General features: G+C 70.9%; 20 protein-coding genes and 1 rRNA gene. 16 read left to right on the plus strand and 5 right to left on the minus strand.

From position 1 onward, the window contains the following. From rrf to ABTX18_RS19945, 9 genes are all read left to right on the plus strand, one after another. A 5S ribosomal RNA gene (gene rrf / locus ABTX18_RS19905) occupies window positions 1-95 on the plus strand; the annotation flags it as partial. Between the two features lie 73 nt (window positions 96-168). Beyond that, a complete protein-coding gene (locus ABTX18_RS19910; protein ID WP_352124028.1) occupies window positions 169-813 on the plus strand; it encodes an HAD family hydrolase in 645 nt (214 codons plus the stop codon). 42 nt (window positions 814-855) lie between these two features. After that, window positions 856-2,058, plus strand: coding sequence for an MFS transporter (locus ABTX18_RS19915; RefSeq protein ID WP_352124029.1), 1,203 nt, complete (start codon window positions 856-858; stop codon window positions 2,056-2,058). Next, window positions 2,027-3,199, plus strand: coding sequence for an acetoin utilization protein AcuC (locus ABTX18_RS19920; protein WP_352124030.1), 1,173 nt, complete (start codon window positions 2,027-2,029; stop codon window positions 3,197-3,199). Before ABTX18_RS19915 ends, ABTX18_RS19920 begins: the two co-directional genes overlap by 32 nt. Before the next feature lie 90 nt (window positions 3,200-3,289). Then, window positions 3,290-4,105 carry a phosphatase gene (locus ABTX18_RS19925; RefSeq protein WP_352124031.1) on the plus strand — a complete coding sequence of 272 codons (816 nt, stop codon included), beginning with the start codon at window positions 3,290-3,292 and terminating at the stop codon, window positions 4,103-4,105. Between the two features lie 128 nt (window positions 4,106-4,233). Next, a complete protein-coding gene (locus ABTX18_RS19930; RefSeq protein ID WP_123460011.1) occupies window positions 4,234-4,446 on the plus strand; it encodes a helix-turn-helix domain-containing protein in 213 nt (70 codons plus the stop codon). A 110-nt stretch (window positions 4,447-4,556) separates the two neighbouring features. After that, window positions 4,557-4,655: a 30S ribosomal protein bS22 gene (locus tag ABTX18_RS19935; protein ID WP_003948845.1), complete on the plus strand. Its 99-nt coding sequence runs from the start codon at window positions 4,557-4,559 to the stop codon at window positions 4,653-4,655. A 275-nt stretch (window positions 4,656-4,930) separates the two neighbouring features. Beyond that, on the plus strand, window positions 4,931-6,004 hold the full coding sequence (locus ABTX18_RS19940; protein WP_352124032.1) for an NAD-dependent epimerase/dehydratase family protein: 1,074 nt from the start codon (window positions 4,931-4,933) through the stop codon (window positions 6,002-6,004). 15 nt (window positions 6,005-6,019) lie between these two features. Next, window positions 6,020-7,063 carry a lysophospholipid acyltransferase family protein gene (locus tag ABTX18_RS19945; protein ID WP_352124033.1) on the plus strand — a complete coding sequence of 348 codons (1,044 nt, stop codon included), beginning with the start codon at window positions 6,020-6,022 and terminating at the stop codon, window positions 7,061-7,063. A 138-nt stretch (window positions 7,064-7,201) separates the two neighbouring features. Here the strand turns inward: ABTX18_RS19945 and ABTX18_RS19950 are convergent, their stop codons facing one another. The 3 genes from ABTX18_RS19950 to ABTX18_RS19960 form a co-directional block, all read right to left on the minus strand. Beyond that, a complete protein-coding gene (locus ABTX18_RS19950; RefSeq protein ID WP_352124034.1) occupies window positions 7,202-8,398 on the minus strand; it encodes a DUF5667 domain-containing protein in 1,197 nt (398 codons plus the stop codon). Between the two features lie 223 nt (window positions 8,399-8,621). Next, entirely contained in the window at window positions 8,622-9,398 is a 777-nt protein-coding gene (locus ABTX18_RS19955) for an ECF subfamily RNA polymerase sigma factor, BldN family (protein WP_123460007.1), read from the minus strand. A gap of 400 nt (window positions 9,399-9,798) precedes the next feature. Continuing rightward, complete coding sequence (locus tag ABTX18_RS19960) at window positions 9,799-10,740, minus strand: HAD family hydrolase (protein ID WP_352124035.1); 942 nt, start codon at window positions 10,738-10,740, stop codon at window positions 9,799-9,801. 170 nt (window positions 10,741-10,910) lie between these two features. Here ABTX18_RS19960 and ABTX18_RS19965 point away from each other — a divergent pair, with 170 nt between their 5' ends. From ABTX18_RS19965 to hemB, 6 genes are all read left to right on the plus strand, one after another. Continuing rightward, window positions 10,911-11,186: a glutaredoxin family protein gene (locus tag ABTX18_RS19965; protein ID WP_352124036.1), complete on the plus strand. Its 276-nt coding sequence runs from the start codon at window positions 10,911-10,913 to the stop codon at window positions 11,184-11,186. A gap of 272 nt (window positions 11,187-11,458) precedes the next feature. After that, the gene (locus ABTX18_RS19970) at window positions 11,459-12,226 is read left to right on the plus strand and encodes a redox-sensing transcriptional repressor Rex (RefSeq protein ID WP_352124037.1); all 768 of its coding nucleotides are present in this window, start codon (window positions 11,459-11,461) and stop codon (window positions 12,224-12,226) included. Further along, window positions 12,223-13,716, plus strand: a complete 1,494-nt coding sequence (locus ABTX18_RS19975; protein WP_352124038.1) for a glutamyl-tRNA reductase — start codon at window positions 12,223-12,225, stop codon at window positions 13,714-13,716. The genes ABTX18_RS19970 and ABTX18_RS19975 overlap by 4 nt, the downstream gene beginning before the upstream one ends. Beyond that, a complete protein-coding gene (gene hemC / locus ABTX18_RS19980; protein ID WP_352124039.1) occupies window positions 13,713-14,699 on the plus strand; it encodes a hydroxymethylbilane synthase in 987 nt (328 codons plus the stop codon). Before ABTX18_RS19975 ends, hemC begins: the two co-directional genes overlap by 4 nt. Continuing rightward, the gene (locus tag ABTX18_RS19985) at window positions 14,696-16,363 is read left to right on the plus strand and encodes a bifunctional uroporphyrinogen-III C-methyltransferase/uroporphyrinogen-III synthase (RefSeq protein ID WP_352124040.1); all 1,668 of its coding nucleotides are present in this window, start codon (window positions 14,696-14,698) and stop codon (window positions 16,361-16,363) included. Before hemC ends, ABTX18_RS19985 begins: the two co-directional genes overlap by 4 nt. A 115-nt stretch (window positions 16,364-16,478) precedes the next feature. Continuing rightward, window positions 16,479-17,474 (plus strand): porphobilinogen synthase, encoded by a 996-nt coding sequence (hemB, locus tag ABTX18_RS19990; protein ID WP_352124041.1) that lies wholly within the window; start codon window positions 16,479-16,481, stop codon window positions 17,472-17,474. 74 nt (window positions 17,475-17,548) lie between these two features. Here hemB and ABTX18_RS19995 read toward each other — a convergent pair whose 3' ends face one another. Both ABTX18_RS19995 and ABTX18_RS20000 read right to left on the minus strand, forming a co-directional pair. Next, window positions 17,549-18,079, minus strand: a complete 531-nt coding sequence (locus tag ABTX18_RS19995; protein WP_352124042.1) for a HEAT repeat domain-containing protein — start codon at window positions 18,077-18,079, stop codon at window positions 17,549-17,551. A 72-nt stretch (window positions 18,080-18,151) separates the two neighbouring features. Continuing rightward, window positions 18,152-18,892 carry an SDR family NAD(P)-dependent oxidoreductase gene (locus tag ABTX18_RS20000; protein WP_352124043.1) on the minus strand — a complete coding sequence of 247 codons (741 nt, stop codon included), beginning with the start codon at window positions 18,890-18,892 and terminating at the stop codon, window positions 18,152-18,154. A gap of 386 nt (window positions 18,893-19,278) precedes the next feature. Between ABTX18_RS20000 and ABTX18_RS20005 the strand changes: the two genes are divergently transcribed. Continuing rightward, the gene (locus ABTX18_RS20005) at window positions 19,279-20,175 is read left to right on the plus strand and encodes a helix-turn-helix domain-containing protein (protein ID WP_352124044.1); all 897 of its coding nucleotides are present in this window, start codon (window positions 19,279-19,281) and stop codon (window positions 20,173-20,175) included. The last annotated feature ends 14 nt before the right edge of the window (window positions 20,176-20,189 follow it).

A 20,189-nucleotide genomic window follows, 5' to 3' on the forward strand; every position in this document is an offset into this window, starting at 1 on the left:
AAACGCCCGGTTACATTCCGAACCCGGAAGCTAAGCCTTTCAGCGCCGATGGTACTGCAGGGGGGACCCTGTGGGAGAGTAGGACGCCGCCGAACTCCTTTTGATAGTTAAGCCCCGTGCCCTTGTGGCACGGGGCTTTTCTGCGTTCCGACCGTTTAAGGTCGTGACATGCGCTACGAACTGGTCATCTTCGACAACGACGGTGTGCTCGTGGACAGCGAGCCGATCGCCAACACCATCCTGGCCGGCTACCTCACCGAGCTCGGACACCCCACCTCGTACGAGGAGTCCCTCCGCGACTACATGGGATCGGCCGTGCACCGGGTGCACGACCTCGTCGAGGAGCGGGGAGGCGAGAAGCTGCCCGCGGACTTCAACGACACGCTCCACGAACGGATCTTCGCCGCGTTCCAGCAGGACCTGACACCCGTTCCCGGGGTGGAGGACGTGCTGGGGGAGCTGGTCGCCGACGGGATCCCGTACTGCGTCGCCTCCTCCAGCAGCCACGAACGGATCCGGGTCAGTCATCGCGCCACGGGCCTCGACCAGTGGTTCGAGGAGGAGTGGATCTTCTCGGCCGAGGACGTGGGCCGGGGCAAGCCGTCGCCCGATCTGTTCCTGCTCGCCGCCGACCGGATGGGTGTCGCCCCCGAGCGGTGTGTCGTCATCGAGGACAGCCCGCTCGGAGTCGAGGCGGCCAAGGCCGCGGGCATGGACGTCTACGGGTTCACGTCGATGATGCCGGCGGACCGGCTGGCCGGGGTGAACGGGCACTTCTCCGACATGGGTCAGCTGCGGGAATTGCTTGCCTGACGTCTCTACCCATGAGTAGAGACTGGCCCTACGCTCGCGCCCATGACAGATGCACGTTTGCGGCACGGCAGAGCCTCCCTTGCGTTGAGCTTCTTCGTCCAGGGCGTCACCTTCGCTCTTCTCGTGACCCGGATACCCGCCATTCAGGACCGGTACGGGATATCCGACGGCCTGCTGCCCGTGTTCCTCGCCGCCGTGCCGATCCTGGCCGGTGTGGGCAGCGTGGTCACCGAGAAGGTGGTCGCGCGGGTCCGGCCGAGGGTGGTCCTGCGGTGGGCACAGCCGCTCGTGCTGCTGGCGCTGCTCGGAGTCGGGGCCGGCAGCCACGTGTGGGAAGCGGCACTGGCGCTCGGTGTGTTCGGGCTGTCCGTGGGTGCGCTGGACGCCTCCATGAACATGATGGGGGTGAGCCTGCAGCGGGCGTACGGGCGCTCCATCATGCTCGGCTTCCACGCCGCGTACAGCCTGGGCGGGATCGCCGGGGCGTCCATGGCGTGGGCCGGGGCGCACTGGGATCTGTCGCTGCTGGCCTCGTACCTTCCGGTGGTCGTGGTGCTGCTGCCCGTCGCGTTCCTCGGGAGCCGGTGGTACGTCGAGGGGAAGCAGGAAGAGGAGGAGCAGCAGGCGGCGCGGGGGAAGGCCGGGTCGGTCTCGTTCAAGCTGCTGATGCCGCTGTGTCTGGTGATGTGCTTCGCGTACATCGGGGATTCGACGGTCTCCAACTGGAGCGCGAAGTACCTGCAGGACGTGCTGGGGAGCTCGGAGCAGCTGTCGACCGTCCCGTACAACGTCTACATGGTGACGACGCTGCTGGGGCGGGCCGTCGGGGACTTCGGGGTGCGGCGGTTCGGTGCGGTGGCCGTGGTGCGGGCGGGGAGTGTGCTGGCCGCGGCCGGGTTCGGGGTGGTGGCCGTCGCGGGCGGGGCCTGGGTGGGGATGCTCGGGTTCACCATGCTGGGGCTCGGGCTCTGTGTGATCGTGCCGCAGACCTTCGCGGCGGCCGGGCGGATGTTCCCAGGGGCGAGCGATACCGCGATCGCGCGGCTGAACATCTTCAACTACGTGGGATTCCTCGTCGGCTCGCCGCTCGTGGGGGCGCTCGGGGACGCGTGGAGCTACCGGGGTGCGATGCTCGTGCCGATGGTGCTGGTGCTCGCGACGCTGGTGTACGCCAAGTCGTTCGGCGCGGAGCCTGCCCGATACGGTGGCGGGCATGAGCGGCCGCGCACAGTTGATGTGGGATGACGCAGTAACGGGATACGACTTCGGGGACAGTCATCCCATGGACCCGGTCAGGCTCGCCCTGACGATGGGTCTGGTGCGGGCGTTCGGCCTGGACCGGGCGGTGGACGTGGTGGCGGCCAAGGCGGCCGGCGACTCGACGCTGCGGCTGGTGCACCGGTCGGACTATGTGGCGGCCGTGCGCGCGGCGTCCGCCGATCCGCGGGCGGCGGACCAGAGTTACGGGATCGGGACCACGGACGATCCGGCGTTCGCGGGGATGCACGAGGTCTCGGCGCTGATCGCCGGGCAGTCGGTGGCGGCGGCCGAGGCCGTCTGGCGGGGCGAGACCGGGCACGCCGTGAACTTCTCCGGGGGGCTCCATCACGCCATGCCGGGCGCGGCGGCGGGTTTCTGCATCTACAACGATCCGGCGCTCGCCATCGCGCGGCTGCTGGAACTGGGGGTGGAGCGGGTCGCGTACGTCGATGTGGACGTGCACCACGGCGACGGGGTGCAGACGGCGTTCTGGGAGGACCCGCGGGTGCTGACGATCTCGCTGCACGAGCACCCGCGCACGCTCTTCCCGCAGACCGGGTGGCCGGAGGAGACCGGTGGCGGTGCGGCTGAGGGCGGTGCGGTCAATGTGGCGCTGCCGGCGGGTACGGGGGACGCCGGGTGGCTGCGGGCGTTCCACGCGGTGGTGCCGGAGCTGCTGGCGGACTTCCGGCCGCAGGTGCTGGTGACGCAGCACGGGGCCGATACGCACTTCGAGGACCCGCTGGCCCATCTGGCGGTGTCGCTGGACGCGCAGCGGTCCGTGATGGCGGCCTGCCACGACCTGGCGCACGAGTACGCGGAGGGCGGGCGCTGGGTGGCGCTCGGCGGGGGCGGTTACGCGGTGGTGGATGTGGTGCCGCGATCGTGGACGCATCTGGTGGGTATCGCCGCGCATGCGCCGGTGGACCCGGAGTCGGTGATCCCTTCGTCGTGGCGGGACGAGGTGTACGCGCGGACGCGGCAGCTCGGTCCGGCCCGGATGACGGACGGGCGGACCCCGGCGTGGAAGGCGTGGGAGGACGGTTACGACCCCGCGGACCGGCTGGATCAGGCGGTGCTCGCGACCAGGCGTGCGGTGTTTCCGCTGCGGGGGCTGCTGACCTGAGGGCCCCGGTTCGCGAAGGTGTTACGCCAACTGTGGGGCGTAATCCGGGTTTTGGCCCCCGGGCGCCGGCGGTGGGGGAGCATCGGCAGGGTGTTGAGCACCGGAGCGCTGCGCGCGCATCTGCTGGCGGCCCGGCTGGCCGGGCCCGTGGCCACGTCGCGGGAGGTGAGTCTGCGGAGCTATCGGCTGTTCGCGGCCAGGGATCCGCGGGTGACGCTGGGGCTCGATCCGGGGCGGGACTGGGGGGAGCGGGACCTGCTGCGGCTCATGGCCGACAAGTGCGGGGTCTCGGACGATCCCGCGCATGTCTCGGGTCCCGATGTGATCGATCCGGAGCGGACGATGGCGGGGCTGGACGCGTTTGCCGTGCGGTTGTCGCAAGCGGCGGTCCGGCGGGCGCCGGTGCTGTTCGGGACGGGTCATCCGCACCGTCTGATCGGTTTCTACGCAGCGCTGGCAGACGCCTTGTCGGCGGTCGGGTGCACCGTACTCACCCCCGCGCAGGGGCGACGTATCGACATAACGACCCGGTTCGGCGTACGCACGTACCACCTCGACTACGTACGGGGAGTCGCGTTGGTGCGCGAACCCGGCGTGCGGGCGCCCGGTGGTGGCACCGGCGCGCACACCCACTCGCCGCTGCCGCTGAGGGTGGCGCTGGAGGCCGCGGCGGATGCGCGGGGGCCGCTGCCGGAACTGGTCGTGGGGGACCACGGCTGGGTCTGCGGGGCAGGTCAGCTGGGCATCGAGGCGATCGGCCTTGCCGATACGGACGATCCGGCGCTGTTCGTCGGGGAGGCGGAGGGCCGGGTGGCGGTGGCCGTACCGCTCGATGACGCCGTGCGGTCCGCGTACTACCTGCCGCTGACGCGCTATGTACTCAATCGGGCGTGTCTGTCACAGTAGGCGGCCGATCGTCTCACCTCTTCCCCACTCGCATCACCCGCCCCTAATCTGTGGAGTGAGCGCACAACGACGAAGAGTCACCGGAGGGGTAGCCGGTGCGCGTCTCGTGCGGAAGGTACAGGTGGGTCATGGCTGCTGACAGCGAGAGGCCTCTCAACGAGGTCAAGTTTCTGACCGTGGCGGAAGTCGCCTCGGTCATGCGAGTGTCGAAGATGACCGTGTACCGCTTGGTGCACAGTGGTCATCTGCCGGCGATCCGGGTGGGAAGGTCCTTCCGGGTGCCGGAGCAAGCGGTTCACGAGTATCTCCGCGAGTCCTTCGTGGGGGTGGGGACGGCCTGACATTCCCCTCGGATTACGTACCTCACGCGGTGGCGGGTAGGCTAGGCCGACGTAGGTCGTGTGGGCCCAGACGCCCCGCACCAGTGAAGAAGAAGTGAGCGAGGGTAGTCGTGGGCTCTGTTATCAAGAAGCGGCGTAAGCGGATGGCCAAGAAGAAGCACCGCAAGCTGCTCAAGCGCACGCGCGTTCAGCGTCGCAACAAGAAGTAAGCGAACGCAGTTCGTGAAATCCGCAGCCCTTCCGCCGATCAGGCGGGAGGGCTGCGGTGCTGTGCGGGGCCGGTACGCGGCTGGATGGGCGGGCCGGTGCGCACATTCGGGCCAAGACGCGGGAGAAGGGCGCCGCGCGGGCATCACAGCGCAACATCCACCCGCTACGGTGACGACCGGGGGAGTGCCTCTTCGCGGGCGCCCCTTTCACTCACCTCCACTCACCTCTATTCACTTCCACTCACTTCACAGGGGACCGACGGAAGGCGCTGATCTTGGGGAAGGTCGTGCTCGTCACGGGAGCGGCCCGGCAGCTGGGCGGGCGGTTCGTGCGGCGCATCCAGCGGGAGCCGGACGTGGACCGGGTGATCGCGGTCGACGCGGTCGCGCCCGGGCACCAGTTGGGGGACGCCGAGTTCGTCCGCGCGGACATCCGCCAGCCCGCCATCGCCCGCGTCCTCGCCGAGCACACGGTCGACACCGTCGTGCACCTGGACGTCAGCGGCAAGGCGCTCGGGGCGCAGGGGCGTACCGCGGTCAAGGAGACCAACGTCATCGGCACCATGCAGTTGCTCGGCGCCTGCCAGAAGTCGCCGTCCGTCCGGCGGCTGGTGGTGAAGTCCAGTACGAGTGTGTACGGTTCGGCGCCCCGCGATCCGGCGGTCTTCCACGAGACGACCCCGCCCAAGTCGCTGCCCAGCGGGGGCTTCGCGAAGGACGCGGTGGAGGTCGAGGGCTACGTACGGGGCTTCGCGCGCCGCAGACCGGACGTGGCCGTGTGCGTGCTGAGGTTCGCCAACATCCTGGGCCCCGACCCGGACTCGCAGCTCGCCGACTATCTGTCGCTGCCGGTGCTGCCGACGGTGTTCGGGTACGACCCCAGGCTCCAGTTCGTCCACGAGGACGATGTCGTCGACGTCCTCGGCATCGCCGCGGGCGAAGCACGGCGCGGGACGCTGAACAGCGGGACGTTCAACATCGCCGGGGACGGGGTGCTGCTGCTCTCGCAGTGCTCGCGGCGGCTGGGGCGGCCGACGATGCCGCTGCTGCTGCCCGCGGTCACCTGGGTCGGGCAGGCGCTGCGTACCGTCGGCATGACGGACTTCTCGCCGGAGCAGATCCGGCTGCTCACCCATGGCAGGGTGGTCTCCACGGTCCAGATGCGCGAGACGCTGGGCTTCCGGCCGCGGTTCTCCACGGCGGAGACGTTCGCGGAGTTCGCGCGCAGCCGGGGGCCGGGGCTGCTGCCGCCCGCGGCGGTGGGCCGGGCCGTCGACAGGCTGGCCGCGATGCCGTTCGCCGGGGGCGGCGCAGGCGGCGACACACACCCGACTCCGAGCGTCAGGTAGAGGAGCGCACCCACGATGGCGGATGCCAAGGTCATTCCGTTCGACGACGACCGTTCGCGGTCGGGGGGTGTGCCGCGCGCCGCGCGCCGGCGGTCCTCGGCACGCGGCACACGGTCCGTCAGCGCCCTGCCCGGGCAGCCGGGTGCGGCGCCGCCGCCGGAGGAGCCCCAGGAGGCCGTGGTGGCCCCGGAGGGCGCGGGGGCTGCCGGGGCTGCGGGGGGCGGCTGGGACCGGCGGATCGCGGGCGGGCTCGCGTTCCTGCGGCGGCGGGTCACGGGCGACTACGAGGTCGACGAGTTCGGTTACGACGAGGAGCTCACCGACCAGGTCCTGATGTCGATGCTGCGGCCGGTGTACGAGAAGTACTTCCGGGTCGAGGTGAAGGGCATCGAGAACATCCCGTCGGACGGCGGGGCGCTCATCGTGTCCAACCACTCGGGGACGCTGCCGCTGGACGGGCTGATGCTGCAGGTCGCGGTGCACGACAACCATCCGGCGGGGCGGCATCTGCGGCTGCTCGCGGCGGATCTGGTCTTCATGCTGCCGGTTGTGAACGAGCTGGCCCGTAAGGCCGGGCACACGCTGGCCTGTGCGGAGGACGCGGAGCGGCTGCTGCGGCAGGGCGAGGTCGTCGGGGTGATGCCGGAGGGCTTCAAGGGCATCGGCAAGCCGTTCGGCGAGCGGTACAAGTTGCAGCGCTTCGGGCGGGGCGGCTTCGTGTCGACGGCGCTGCGGGCCGGGGTGCCGATCGTGCCGTGCTCGATCGTGGGGGCGGAGGAGATCTACCCGATGATCGGCAACGCGAAGACGCTGGCGCGGCTGCTGGGGATCCCGTACTTCCCGATCACGCCGACGTTTCCGTGGCTGGGGCCGTTGGGGGCGCTGCCGTTGCCGACGAAGTGGACGATCCAGTTCGGTGAGCCGATTCCCACGCAGGGGTATCCGGTGGAGGCGGCGGAGGATCCGATGCTGATGTTCAACCTGACGGATCAGGTGCGGGAGCGGATTCAGCACACGTTGTACGAGTTGCTGGTGCAGAGGCGGTCGGTGTTCTTCTGACGTTGCCCGTTGCCCGTTGCCCGTTGCCCGTTGCCGGGGCGGGGGCTTGTCCTCAATCTCCCCCAGACGCCGTCCGGGGGGACCCCCAACTGGCTTGGGGTGGCCGGACGGGCTTGGGGTGGCCCGTCCGGCCGGGTGTCAGGTTTTGTCGTCCTCCGCGTCGATTCCCAGGCCGCCGATCAGGCCCGGGATCAGGGGCGGCAGGGTGATGTCCGGGGACGGGGTCGTGGTCGGGGTGTTCTGTGCCGGTGTGGTGGTGCCGGGCGACGGCGGGTCGAGGAGGTCGTCCGTGGCGCCGCCGATGAGGCCTTCCGCCGGGGTGCTGCCCGAGCCCGACGGACGGGGCGAGGAGCTGGTGGCCGTACCGCTGTCGTGCGTGCCCGACGGGGATGACGGTGACGGGGTGTGCGGGCGGGAGGACGGGGCCATGCCGGGGCCGGTGGTGCCGGGCCTCGCGGAGCCGTCGCTCGTTTCCGGGGCGCGGGGGAGTAGCGACTGCAGCGGTTGGACCTCTTCGTCTATGGCCGCGAAGACCGAGCTCACCTGGTCGCCGATGTCGGTCAGCTGGACGGGGAGGCGGTCGCGGAGGTTGTTCCAGCTGTCGCGGTGGGCGCGGGAGAAGGAGTCCAGGGTCTGGATGGGGCCGATCGCGCCGTCCCGTGCGTAGGCGGCGTGGAGCAGGCGGTGGCCCTCGCCGGCGTCGTGGGTCATGCCGTTGAGCGTGCGCCTGACCTCGCCGAGCTGTTCGTGGTCGAGGTCGCCGGAGCGGGCGCGCTCCATCAGCCTGCGGGCTTCGCTGAGCCGGGTCGAGGCCTGGTCCAGGTAGACCTCGCCGCGGTCGGTGTCACTGTCGGCCAGGCCGAGGTGGATGTCCTCCATGCCGCGCTTCAGCCCGTAGAGGGAGTCACCCGGCAGGGCGTCGGAACTGGCAGCGGCCACTCCGCCGAACGCTCCCGCGGCCACACCGACGGTGAGCCCGCCGGCTGCGAGGCCCTTCGTCCAGCGGGATCTGGGGCGAAGTTTCCGGAGTGGCGAGGCCCGGTGGGCCCCCTTGCCCCGTTGTTCGGGCACCGTAGGGTCCGCGGCTGCGCCGCCCTCGGCGAACATGGCCTCCATGGCGGCGACGAGCTGGGCTCGCTGCACCACTTTGACCTCGGGATCCAACTCCGGCTTCGGTAGCTCACCGAGGCCGTTCGCCAGGGCCAACAGCGGTCCGGGGTCGGCCTGTCCGGCCGGGTCCTCGGGCTGTACGGCCGCCGCACCGTGGAGCGACTGCTCCTCCAGGGCCTGGGCGAAGGCGTTCGCCCGCCGGTGTGCCGAAACGTTTGCGATCACTGGCGGCACCTCCTCTCGTCATGACGGTCGACTCCCCTTGGGTCCGGAAGGTTGCACCCCTTGAGCGCTTCCACACGATGGAGTGAGTGTCAGCGGACATGGGGTGACGACAGGGAGCCTTCAACCGGCACAACGACTGGTGCGGCACTTGGGTTACGCACGAAAGATGATCGGACCAGTGCGTGATGGCCCTGTCGCCGAGAGTGATTCGGCTCGGTTGGGGTCAGCGGGCATCGTCCGGGAGGAGCCGGGCGAGGGTGCGGACGGCGCGGTACTGCAGGGTCTTGATCGCGCCCTCGTTCTTGCCCATCACCCGGGCGGTCTCGGCGACCGAGAGGCCCTGCAGGAAGCGCAGGGTCACGCACTCCTGCTGCTGGGGGTTGAGTCGGCGCACGGCTTGCAGCAGTGCGGCGTTGGAGAGGGACTCCAGGACGGAGTCCTCGGGGCTGCGCTCGACCTCGTTGGCGTCGAGCATCTCACCGGTGGTCACTTCCAGTCGGAAACGACTGGATTTGAAGTGGTCGGCGACCAGGTTGCGGGCGATGGTGACCAGCCAGGCGCCGAAGTCGCGGCCCTGCCAGGTGAAGGTGGAGATGCGCCGCAGGGCGCGCAGGAAGGTCTCACTCGTGAGGTCCTCCGCTGTCGCCTTGCCGCCCACCCGGTAGTAGATGTAGCGGTACACGGTGTCGCTGTACTGGTCATAGAGGCGGCCGAAGGCGTCAGCCTCACCGGCCTGTGCGCGCTCGACGAGATCCATCATGCGCGCGCTGTCGCTGTCGGCGGTCGGCCGACGAACGGTGGACGTGGTCGTTGCGCCGCGGTTGCTGCGTCTTCCGACCGCCGCGCCGCGTTCGGCCAGGGCGTAGCAGGGGCCGGCAGGTGCAGGGGTGGCAAAGGCGGGTACGGCGTACGCGGTGGGGACGAAGCCGCGCAAGCGGTCGGCGACCGTTGCGCGCAGCGTAGCCAGGCCCGAGGCGTCAACCCCGACGTGTGGGTACACGGGACTCCCAGAGGCAGAGCTTCCATCACGTGCAGTGCGGATCCGTCACTCGTCGTAGTGAGTGGTGGGTTCCGGAATGCGTCTGAGGAGAATAACGCTTCGTACAGGCAGTGCTACACCCAGTTGCAGAAATCACCGGTTACGTCGCTTAGGTAGCGACAATGCGACGCATCGAGTGGCACATCGTGACCGGTTGTTGATCGAATTACTTCGAGATCTGCCGGGAGCCGCGACAGGTTGTGGTCGAGTGCGGGTAACCCGACTGGCCGGAGCGATGGGTGGGTAAGGGGTCCCGATCGGCTGCGCGGGCCGGGCGTGGCCCGGCCCGCCGGGGGCGCGCCCGGGCCGGCGGCGGGGGCGATGCGGCGGGACGGTCAGCGGGGGCGATGCGGCGGGACGGTCAGCGGCGGCGGCGGTGCAGGGCGACGGCCGCCGCTGTGCCGCCGGCGAGGGCGCCCACGCCGGCCGCGGCCGGGATGCCGACCTTTGCGGCCTTGCGGCCGGTCCGGTAGTCGCGCAGCCGCCAGTCCAGGGCGCGCGCGTGCTTGCGGAGCTTGGTGTCCGGGTTGATCGCGTACGGGTGTCCGACCAGGGACAGCATCGGGATGTCGTTGTGCGAGTCGCTGTACGCCGCGCAGCGGGCGAGGTCCAGCCCCTCCGCCGCGGCCAGCGCGCGTACCGCCTCCGCTTTCGCGGGGCCGTGCAGCGGTTCGCCGACCAGGCGTCCGGTGTAGACGCCGTCGACCGATTCGGCGACGGTGCCCAGCGCCCCGGTCAGGCCGAGCCGGCGGGCGATGATCGTGGCGGTCTCCACCGGGGCGGCGGTGACCAGCCAGACCTTCTGGCCGGCGTCGAGGTGGGCCTGGGCGAGGGCGCGGGTGCCGGGCCAGATGCGGTCGGCCATGTACTCGTCGTAGATCTCCTCGCCGATCGACATGAGCTCGGAGACGCGATGGCCCTTGACGATGGACAGGGCGCTGTCGCGGGCGTCCTGCATGTGTTCGGGGTCCTCGACGCCGGCCAGTCTGAACCAGGCCTGCTGCCAGGCGAACCGGGTGAGCTCGCGGCGCTCGAAGAACTTCCGCTTGTAGAGGCCGCGGCCGAAGTGGAAGATCGCGGCGCCCTGCATGACGGTGTTGTCGAGGTCGAAGAATGCGGCGGCCCGGTCGTCGCCGACGACGGGGAATTCCGGTTCGCCCTCCTGTGCGGCGGGCAGCGTGCCGGCGGGCTGTTCGGCGGCGAGCGAGGACTTCCGTGCTGCCTCCGCCGCCGCCTCGCCTGCCAGCACGCTCCGTGCTGTCGCGGAACGCCTGTGCGGTGTGAGCCATCCAAGAGCGGCCATGCCGTGAGCATAGCCAGTCACCCCGCCCCTTCCCGACCTGCCGGGATGCGGTGGCGTGAACTCTCGGGGGCCGACGTGTTAAACGGGCGATTCCGGCCATAAGGGCCCAAGGTCGGCGGGGGGCCGGTTCAAGGCCCGACCGGCCCCGGGAGCGGCGCAGAATGAGAGGCATGAGTGCCCTGCTGCGTCGTACGAAGAAGAAGCCCGCCGACCGCGTGGTGACCCTGGTCGGGAAGCCGGGGTGTCACCTCTGTGACGATGCCCGGGCGGTGGTGCGGGGGGTGTGTGAGGAGACCGGCGCGTCCTGGGAGGAGAAGGACATCACCCAGGACGAGGAGTTGTACAAGGAGTACTGGGAGCAGATCCCCGTGGTTCTCGTAGATAACGAACAGCACACGTTCTGGCGCGTGGACCCGGCGAGACTGCGCAGCGCGCTGCTTTCCTGAGTGAAACCCGGTTACCATCATGGGCGTTTTGAGTGGTCTCGGGGGCGTGGCTGTGAGGAGTGTGTTCCGCTTTGCCCCCTTCGGGCCTGCAACGGGCTGATGCGATCCATGGTTCCTGGATCGCGCGACGTATGTGCGTGACCCCGGTCACTTTGACCGGACAAAACGGACACTATCTTTGTGCACGCGTTCACAAAGACATAGCCTGCATTCGACGGGGCGGTCTTGGGACATACGGCCGCCTGCAGCCCCGCTCATCCCGCAGGAGCACCGTGGCAACTGGCCGAAATCACCGACCGGCGACCCGTAGCCGAGGAATTCCCGAGGCCACCGTCGCCCGACTTCCGCTGTATCTCCGCGCGCTGACCGCGCTCTCCGAGCGTTCGGTCCCCACGGTCTCCTCCGAGGAGCTCGCCGCCGCGGCGGGGGTCAACTCCGCGAAGCTCCGTAAGGACTTCAGCTATCTCGGCTCGTACGGGACACGCGGCGTCGGCTACGACGTCGAGTACCTCGTCTACCAGATCTCGCGCGAGCTCGGCCTCACCCAGGACTGGCCCGTCGCCATCATCGGCATCGGCAACCTCGGCGCGGCGCTCGCCAACTACGGCGGTTTCGCCTCCCGCGGCTTCCGCGTCGCCGCGCTGATCGACGCCGATCCCGCGATGGCCGGTACGCCGGTCGCCGGGATCCCCGTCCAGCACGCCGACGACCTGGACCGCATCATCAGCGAGAACGGCGTGTCGATCGGTGTGATCACCACGCCGCCCGGCGCCGCCCAGCAGGTCTGCGACCGGCTCGTCGCCGCGGGTGTCACCTCCATCCTGAACTTCGCCCCGACCGTGCTCTCGGTGCCCGACGGCGTCGACGTACGCAAGGTCGACCTCTCCATCGAGCTGCAGATCCTCGCGTTCCACGAGCAGCGCAAGGCCGGCGAGGAGGCCGCCGACAGTGGCCCCGACCCCGCCGCGCCGCCCGTGCGCGCCGCGACCGGCAGCCGGAAGGGACCCGACGGGGACATGCCCGCGGTGATGCCGGCATGAGTCTCCTCGTCGTAGGGCTGAGCCACCGCAGCGCCCCGGTCTCCGTGCTGGAGCGGGCCTCGCTGTCCGCCGACAGCCAGGCCAAGCTGCTGCAGGACACGCTCGCCGCGGAACCCGCGGTCGAGGCCGCCGTCCTCGCCACCTGCAACCGCATCGAGCTGTACGCCGACGTGGACAAGTTCCACGCGGGCGTCGCCGAGCTGTCCACCCTGCTCGCCCAGCACAGCGGCGTCGGTCTGGACGAGCTCACTCCGTATCTCTATGTGCACTACGAGGACCGGGCCGTCCACCACCTGTTCTCGGTGGCCTGCGGACTGGACTCGATGGTCGTGGGCGAGGGCCAGATCCTCGGCCAGATCAAGGACGCGCTGGCGCTGGGGCAGGAGCTCCACACCGCCGGACGGCTGCTGAACGACCTCTTCCAGCAGGCCCTGCGGGTCGGCAAGCGCGCCCACAGCGAGACCGGGATCGACCGGGCCGGGCAGTCGCTCGTCACCTTCGGCCTGGAGCAGCTCGCCGACGGGCGCGACCCGGCGGCCTGGGCGCAGGGCAAGCGCGCCCTGGTGATCGGCGCCGGCTCGATGTCCTCGCTGGCCGCCGCGACCCTGGCCCGTACCGGTGTCGCCGAGATCGTCGTCGCCAACCGCACGCGCGCCCGCGCCGACCGGCTGGTCGAGATCCTCAACCAGGCCGACGGCACGGGAGTGGCCGCCCACGCCGTGGAGATGGCCGCGGTCTCCGACGAACTGACACGTGCCGACGTCGTCGTCTCCTGCACCGGCGCCACCGGGCTCGTCCTGAGCGCGGAGGCCGTCGCCGGAGCGCTCGGGCTGGACTTCGACCCGGTGCACGAGGTGCCCGCGCCCGTGCCGGCAGCTTCCGCCGAGGCGGACGAGCAGCACGCCGCGTGGGTGGAGAACGGTTCCGCCACCGCGGCCGCGCAGGCACGCGCCGTCCGCCGGATCCCGGCACAGTCCACCGGCCCCGTCCGGCTGGCCCTGCTCGACCTCGCCATGCCGCGCGACATCGACGGCGGCGCGGGCCGCCTCGACGGTGTGCGCCTCGTCGACATCGAGTCGCTCGCGGAGGCGTCCGCGGACGCCCCGATGGCCGCCGATGTGGACCAGGTGCGCACCATCGTCGCCGACGAGGTCGCCGCCTTCGGGGCCGCCCAGCGCGCCGCCCACATCACTCCCACCGTCGTCGCCCTGCGCACGATGGCCGCCGGAGTGGTCGCGGGCGAGATCGCACGGCTGGACGGACGCCTCCCCGACCTGGACGAGAAGCAGCGCGCCGAGATCTCGCAGACCGTGCGCCGCGTCGTCGACAAGCTCCTGCACGCGCCCACCGTGCGGGTCAAGCAGCTCGCCAGCGAGCCCGGCGGCGCCGGGTACGCCGATGCGCTGCGGGAACTCTTCGACCTCGACCCGCAGACGGTCGCCGCCGTCTCCCGGGCAGACCTGAACGACCCGAATCGAGGGCGGTCATGACCGACAACTCACCCCTGGGCGCGGGGTCAACCCAGCCGCTGAGGCTGGGGACCCGGCGCAGCAAGCTCGCCATGGCGCAGTCCGGCCTGGTGGCCGACGCGGTCAGCGAGGTGACCGGGCGCGCCGTCGAACTCGTCGAGATCACCACGTACGGGGACACCTCCCGCGAGCACCTCGCGCAGATCGGCGGGAGCGGCGTGTTCGTCGCCGCGCTGCGCGACGCGCTGCTGCGCGGCGAGGTGGACTTCGCCGTCCACTCGCTCAAGGACCTGCCGACCGCGCAGCCCGAGGGCCTCGTGCTGGCCGCCGTGCCGGTGCGCGAGGACCCGCGCGACGTGCTCGTGGCGCGCGACGGGCTGACCTTGGAGCAGCTGCCTGCCGGTGCCCGCATCGGCACCGGCTCGCCGCGCCGCATGGCGCAGCTCAACGCGTACGCCCGCAGTCACGGCCTCGACATCGAGACCGTGCCGATCCGCGGCAACGTCGACACACGTATCGGATTTGTACGAAGCGGTGAACTCGACGCGGTGGTACTCGCCGCGGCCGGGCTCAGCCGCCTCGGACGGAGCGGTGAGGTGACCGACTTCCTGTCGGTCGACACCGTGCTGCCCGCTCCCGGCCAGGGAGCACTGGCGATCGAGTGCGCTGCGAACAGCGCCGACCTCGCCGCCGCGCTCGCCGAGCTCGACGACCCGCACACCCGGGTCGCCGTGACCGCCGAGCGTGCCCTGCTCGCCGCCCTGGAGGCCGGCTGCTCCGCACCTGTGGGTGCGCTGGCCGACCTCCTGGCCGACGGCCAGGCTGTCAACGAACTGCGCCTGCGCGGTGTCGTCGGTTCCACCGACGGCTCCTCGCTCGTACAGATGTCCACCACCGGTCCCGTCCCCACGTCGCACGACGACGCGGCGGCCCTCGGTCGCGAACTCGCGGCCGAGATGCTCGCCAAGGGTGCGGCCGGTCTTATGGGGGAGCGAGCACTTTGAGCCCCAACGGCCCCGCCGCATCCGATTTCCCTGTCCTGTCCGCAGGGCACGTCACCTTCCTCGGCGCCGGTCCCGGCGACCCGGGACTGCTGACTCTGCGCGCCGTCGAGGCGCTTGCGCGCGCGGACGTTCTTGTCGCCGAGCCGGAGGTTCTCGGCGTCGTCCGCGGCCATGCGCGGGCAGGCGTAAGCACGCCTGAGCTGACGGTTGTTGACGCGCAGTCAACAGCCGCCGGTGTTCCCGTTCTCAGGGACGCCGCCAATCTTGTCATGGAGGCCGCGAAGGGCGGCAGGCGGGTCGTCCGTGCCGTCTCCGGTGATCCCGGCCTCGACGGCAACGCGGGCGCCGAGATGCTGGCCTGCGCCACCGCGGGCATCTCCTTCGAGGTGGTGCCGGGTGTCGCCAACGTGGTGGGCGTGCCCGCGTACGCCGGAGTGCCGCTGCGTGACGCGCAGGGCGCCGACGTCCGGTTCGTCGACGCCCGTACGGCCTCCGACCGCTGCTGGAGCGAGGTCGGCGCGAGCGATTCGACGTGCGTGATCTCCACGTCGCTCGACGCGGTGGCCGCGGCCGCCGGTGAGCTGGTCTCGGCGGGCCGCAAGCCCGACACCCCGCTGACCGTGACGGTCGCCGGCACGACGACGCGCCAGCGCACCTGGACGGCGACGCTCGGCACGATCGCGCAGGTCTTCAAGCAGGGCAAGATCCTGCCCTCGCCGGACGGGCACCAGCCCGTCATAGCCGTGGTCGGGGAGCGCAGCTCCGCCGCCCAGCGCGATCAGCTCGCCTGGTTTGAGTCCAAGCCGATGTTCGGCTGGAAGGTGCTCGTGCCCCGGACGAAGGAGCAGGCGGCGTCGCTCTCCGACCAGTTGCGCTCCTACGGCGCGGTGCCGCACGAGGTCCCCACGATCGCCGTCGAGCCGCCGCGTACGCCGCAGCAGATGGAGCGGGCGGTCAAGGGCCTGGTCACGGGCCGCTACGAGTGGATCGCTTTCACCTCGGTCAACGCCGTGAAGGCCGTCCGGGAGAAGTTCGAGGAGTACGGGCTCGACGCCCGTGCGTTCGCCGGGATCAAGGTCGCGGCCGTCGGCGAGCAGACCGCCGCAGCGCTGGTCGACTTCGGTGTGAAGCCGGACCTGGTGCCCTCCGGTGAGCAGTCCGCCGCGGGTCTGCTGGAGGACTGGCCGCCGTACGACCCGGTCTTCGACCCGATCGACCGCGTCTTCCTGCCGCGTGCCGACATCGCCACCGAGACGCTGGTGGCCGGGCTCATCGAGCTGGGCTGGGAGGTCGACGACGTCACCGCGTACCGCACGGTCCGCGCCTCGCCGCCGCCCGCCGACACGCGTGAGGCCATCAAGGGCGGCGGTTTCGACGCGGTGCTCTTCACGTCGTCCTCGACGGTGCGCAACCTCGTCGGTATCGCCGGCAAGCCGCACAACGTGACGATCATCGCGTGCATCGGCCCGGCCACGGCGAAGACCGCCGAGGAGCACGGCCTGCGCGTCGACGTCCTGTCGCCGGAGCCCTCGGTGCACAAGCTGGCCGAGGCCCTCGCGGAGTTCGGCGCGCAGCGCCGGGACGCGGCGAAGGAGGCCGGTGACCCGGTGACGCGTCCCAGCGAGCGCCGCCCGGGTGCGCGGAGGCGTCGTACGACGACCTGAGTGCCGGCTACGGGTGTACGGGCCCGGCTGCTTCCTCGTGAAGCGGCCGGGCCCGCCCGTTTTCCCGGCAGAGGTGTCGGTAAGAGCGTGATGTGCGCGGGTCTAGTCTCGAAGGATGACTGTGTACGGAAACTTCCCCGGCTCTCGCCCCCGACGGCTGCGGACGACCCCCGTCATGCGGCGCATGGTCGCCGAGACCCGGCTCGACCCGGCGAATCTGATCCTGCCCGCGTTCGTACGCGAGGGCATCGACGCCCCGGTCGCCATCTCGGCCATGCCCGGCGTGCAGCAGCACACCCTGGACAGCCTGCGGAAGGCCGCGGTCGACGCGGTCTCGGCCGGCGTCTCCGGGATCATGCTGTTCGGTGTGCCGCTGGACGAGAAGAAGGACGCCCGGGGCACGGCGGGCACCGACCCGGACGGCATCCTCCAGGTCGCGCTGCGCGCGGTGCGCGAGGAGGTCGGGGACGATCTCGTCGTCATGTCCGACCTGTGCCTGGACGAGACCACCGACCACGGCCACTGCGGTGTGCTGACCGAGGACGGCCGCGTCGACAACGACGCGACGCTGGAGCGGTACGCCGAGATGGCCCAGGTCCAGGCCGACGCGGGCGCCCATGTGGTCGGTCCCAGCGGCATGATGGACGGCCAGGTCGGTGTGATCCGCGACGCGCTGGATCAGACCGGGTACGAGGACGTGTCGATCCTCGCGTACACGGCGAAGTACTCCTCCGCGTTCTACGGCCCGTTCCGCGAGGCCGTCGGCTCCTCGCTCAGGGGCGACCGCAAGACGTACCAGCAGGACCCGGCCAACCTCCGCGAGTCGATGCGCGAGCTGGCGCTCGACCTCGAGGAGGGTGCGGACATGGTCATGGTCAAGCCGGCCGGCCCGTACCTCGACATCCTGGCGAAGGTCGCGGAGTCGGTGGACGTGCCGGTCGCGGCGTACCAGATCAGCGGCGAGTACGCGATGATCGAGGCCGCCGCCGAGAAGGGCTGGATCGACCGCGACGCGGCGATCATGGAGAGCCTGACGGGCATCCGGCGGGCGGGCGCGCAGATGATCCTGACGTACTGGGCGACGGAGGTCGCGCAGAAGCTGCGGCGCTGATTGCGGGGCCGTTGCTGATCGCGGGGGCCTTTCGAAGCGGGTCCGGCTCCGCGCGGACCAGCCTGCCTCCGCCTTCAGGCCGCCGTCTGCCTGCCCCAGGACGTGAGGATGCGGGTCGCCTCCCGGCCCAGGGAGCGGTCGTCGGTCAGTTGGTGCAGCACCTCGGCCCGGTCCTCGCTCGGGCCCGCGTGACGGAGCGCGGCCAGCGCGTTGTCCCGGACGAGCGGGTCGTCGTCCCCGAGAACGGCGGCCGCCATCGCCTCGTGGACCTCCGGGGCGTCCGCGTAGGGCCCGAGCGCCATGGCCGCGTACTGGCGGCACAGGTCGTCGTCGGGCCCCCGCATCACGGCCAGCAGCGCGCGGGCGGCCCGCTGCCGGTGCGCGTCGTCCGTGGGCGGTGACAGCCGCAGGGCGGTGGTGGCCTCCACCCTGGCGACGTCGTACTCCTGGGTGTCCGCGGCCACCGAGGCGAGGAAGGGCAGCGCCTTCGGGTGGTCGGGGTGCTTCGCGAGTATGTCGCCCATCGCCGCGACGATTTCGCGTCTTCTGTCGCTCTCGGCGGGCTGTGCGTGGAACTCGTCGATGAGGCTCTCTGTCGGATCCATGGTGTGTGGGCTTCCCCGTGGGCCGCGGACCATTCCCGGCGGCCCGGCCGACGGGCCCGACCGGCCGGGCCGTCAGGTCAGATTCAGTCCGCCGTCGAGCACGATGACCTCGCCCGTGAGGTAGGTACTGGCGATCAATGACGCCACCAGGTCGGCCACGTCGGCGGGCTGGGCCGGGCGGCGCATGGGCGAGCGGTCCCGCCACAGCTCGTGCGCCTGGGCCCAGTCCTTCGTCATCGGCGTGTCCACCAGCCCCGGCGCCACGGCGTTGACCCGCACCTCGGGCCCGAGCGCGGCGGCGAGCAGCCGGGTCACGTGATTCAGCGCGGCCTTGCTCGCGGCGTACGGCACCGACGAGCCCTTGGGGCGTACCCCGGCGTGGCTGGTGACATTCACGATGCTGCCGCCCGTGGGGGATCGGCGCAGCGCCGGAAGTGCCTCCGTGCACAGTACCCATGGGGCGATGAGGTTGACCTCCAGCAGTTGCCGCCAGTCCGCCGGTGTCGCCGCGGCCAGATCGTCGTGCGGGATCGGCCAGCTGATGCCCGCGTTGTTCACCAGCACGTCGAGCCGCCCGTAGTGGCCGAGCGCCGCCTCGACCAGGCGCCGGGCCTCCTCCTCCACGGCCAGATCGGCTTGTACGTACGCCCCGCCGAGCTCCGCCGCCAGAGCCTCGCCTGCCTCCGTGCTGCGTCGCGAGTGCACGACGACCAGCATCCCGTCCGCCGCCAGCCTTCGCGCGACGGCCTCCCCGATCCCCGACGTGGACCCGCTGACCAGGGCGACTGGCCGATCCGCTTGTTCCATCCTCATGTACGCGGATCCTGCCACGGCTTGGCCGCACACACCGGGTCCGGAAACCACGACCCGGTGGGCCGCGACGCGATGGAGTACGACGCGGTGGGCCGCGTCGCGGCGGCGCACGACGTAAAAAGCTTTTAAGTCCTTTGGGAAGAAGAAATTAACCAAACCCAACCCACCCGGGTGGACCTCAGCAGGCCCCCGCGCGCATGCGCCCGCGTGCGTGTGCGCGGGTCGCGGGGGCCGTCACTCGGACGGGTGAGGTTGGCCGTCTGGGCTAGAACTCGCCCCCGTTGCCTGGCATATGCTCACGAAACCAAACTTCAGACTGTGACGGCCCCCGCCGGGATTGGCATCCCGAGCGAGGGCCTGACCGCCGAGGAAGAGAACGCTTCCCGATGGATACCCAGCAGAATATCTCCCCCTCCCACGCCCCGTCCGGCGGCGTCATCCACGTGAAGATGCGCCACGTCAGCCACTTCGTGGTGATCGGCAACCATCTCGCCCAGCACGACGAGCTCTCGCTCGTCGCGATCGGCCTCGCCACGCACATCCAGTCGCTGCCTCCCGGGGCGAAGGCCGGTATCAAGTGCCTGGTCGAGCGCTTCCCGGAGAGCGAGGCCCGCATCGCCGGGGCGCTGCGGGAGCTGGAGAAGCACGGCTACCTCCTACGCAGCCGCGAACGCCTTCCGTCCGGCCGCGTTGTCACCCGCACCACCTCGTACAACCAGCCCCGCACGGTTACGGAAACGGCGGCCCCGGCGGCTGTCCGCGCGAGCGGGAAGGGAGGATTGCCACCGGCGACTGAACGGGCCCCGGAACGCGCGCCCGAGGTTGCTGCGGCTGCGCCCGCTCCTGTGGTTGCTCCCGTGCCCGTCGTTGCTCACGTGTCGGCGAAGGTGCCTGCGCCCCGACCGGAGACGGCCGGGCCCGAGCTGGACCGGACGGCCTCCGTGCTCCTGCTTGATCTGGCCCGTAGCGCACCGGAGTTGGACCTGTCCGAGGACGACGTCCGCGCGCTCACTCCCGCCGTCGCCGCATGGCTGGAGCGCAAGGCATCCCCCGCGGCCATCAGGCGGGCGCTCACCACGGATCTGCCCCTGCCGCTGAGGTACCCGGTGAAGTTCCTGAAGCAGCGGCTGACCAAGCGGCTGCCCCCGCCCCTCCCGGCCACCGATCGCTCCCCGCTGTACGACCCGCTGCAGAACTGCGACGGCTGCGACCGCGCGTTCAGAGCGCCCGAGCCCGGGGAGTGCGCCGAGTGCCGGTGGGTGCACCGCGCCGTACGGGCGTAGCCGCCTCGGTCCCC

It is taken from the genome of Streptomyces sp. NPDC096323 (genome assembly GCF_040302845.1).
Taxonomy (GTDB): Bacteria; Actinomycetota; Actinomycetes; order Streptomycetales; family Streptomycetaceae; genus Streptomyces.

Excerpts from the sequence above, each read along its gene's own strand:
- ABTX18_RS19910 (WP_352124028.1), top strand. The coding sequence starts at position 169 with ATGCGCTACGAACTGGTCATCTTCGACAACGACGGTGTGCTCGTGGAC.
- ABTX18_RS19915 (WP_352124029.1), top strand. The coding sequence starts at position 856 with ATGACAGATGCACGTTTGCGGCACGGCAGAGCCTCCCTTGCGTTGAGC.
- ABTX18_RS19920 (WP_352124030.1), top strand. The coding sequence starts at position 2,027 with ATGAGCGGCCGCGCACAGTTGATGTGGGATGACGCAGTAACGGGATAC.
- ABTX18_RS19930 (WP_123460011.1), top strand. The coding sequence starts at position 4,234 with ATGGCTGCTGACAGCGAGAGGCCTCTCAACGAGGTCAAGTTTCTGACC.
- ABTX18_RS19945 (WP_352124033.1), top strand. The coding sequence starts at position 6,020 with ATGGCGGATGCCAAGGTCATTCCGTTCGACGACGACCGTTCGCGGTCG.
- ABTX18_RS19960 (WP_352124035.1), bottom strand. The coding sequence starts at position 10,740 with ATGGCCGCTCTTGGATGGCTCACACCGCACAGGCGTTCCGCGACAGCA.
- ABTX18_RS19965 (WP_352124036.1), top strand. The coding sequence starts at position 10,911 with ATGAGTGCCCTGCTGCGTCGTACGAAGAAGAAGCCCGCCGACCGCGTG.
- ABTX18_RS19975 (WP_352124038.1), top strand. The coding sequence starts at position 12,223 with ATGAGTCTCCTCGTCGTAGGGCTGAGCCACCGCAGCGCCCCGGTCTCC.
- hemC (WP_352124039.1), top strand. The coding sequence starts at position 13,713 with ATGACCGACAACTCACCCCTGGGCGCGGGGTCAACCCAGCCGCTGAGG.
- hemB (WP_352124041.1), top strand. The coding sequence starts at position 16,479 with ATGACTGTGTACGGAAACTTCCCCGGCTCTCGCCCCCGACGGCTGCGG.
- ABTX18_RS19995 (WP_352124042.1), bottom strand. The coding sequence starts at position 18,079 with ATGGATCCGACAGAGAGCCTCATCGACGAGTTCCACGCACAGCCCGCC.
- ABTX18_RS20000 (WP_352124043.1), bottom strand. The coding sequence starts at position 18,892 with ATGAGGATGGAACAAGCGGATCGGCCAGTCGCCCTGGTCAGCGGGTCC.
- ABTX18_RS20005 (WP_352124044.1), top strand. The coding sequence starts at position 19,279 with ATGGATACCCAGCAGAATATCTCCCCCTCCCACGCCCCGTCCGGCGGC.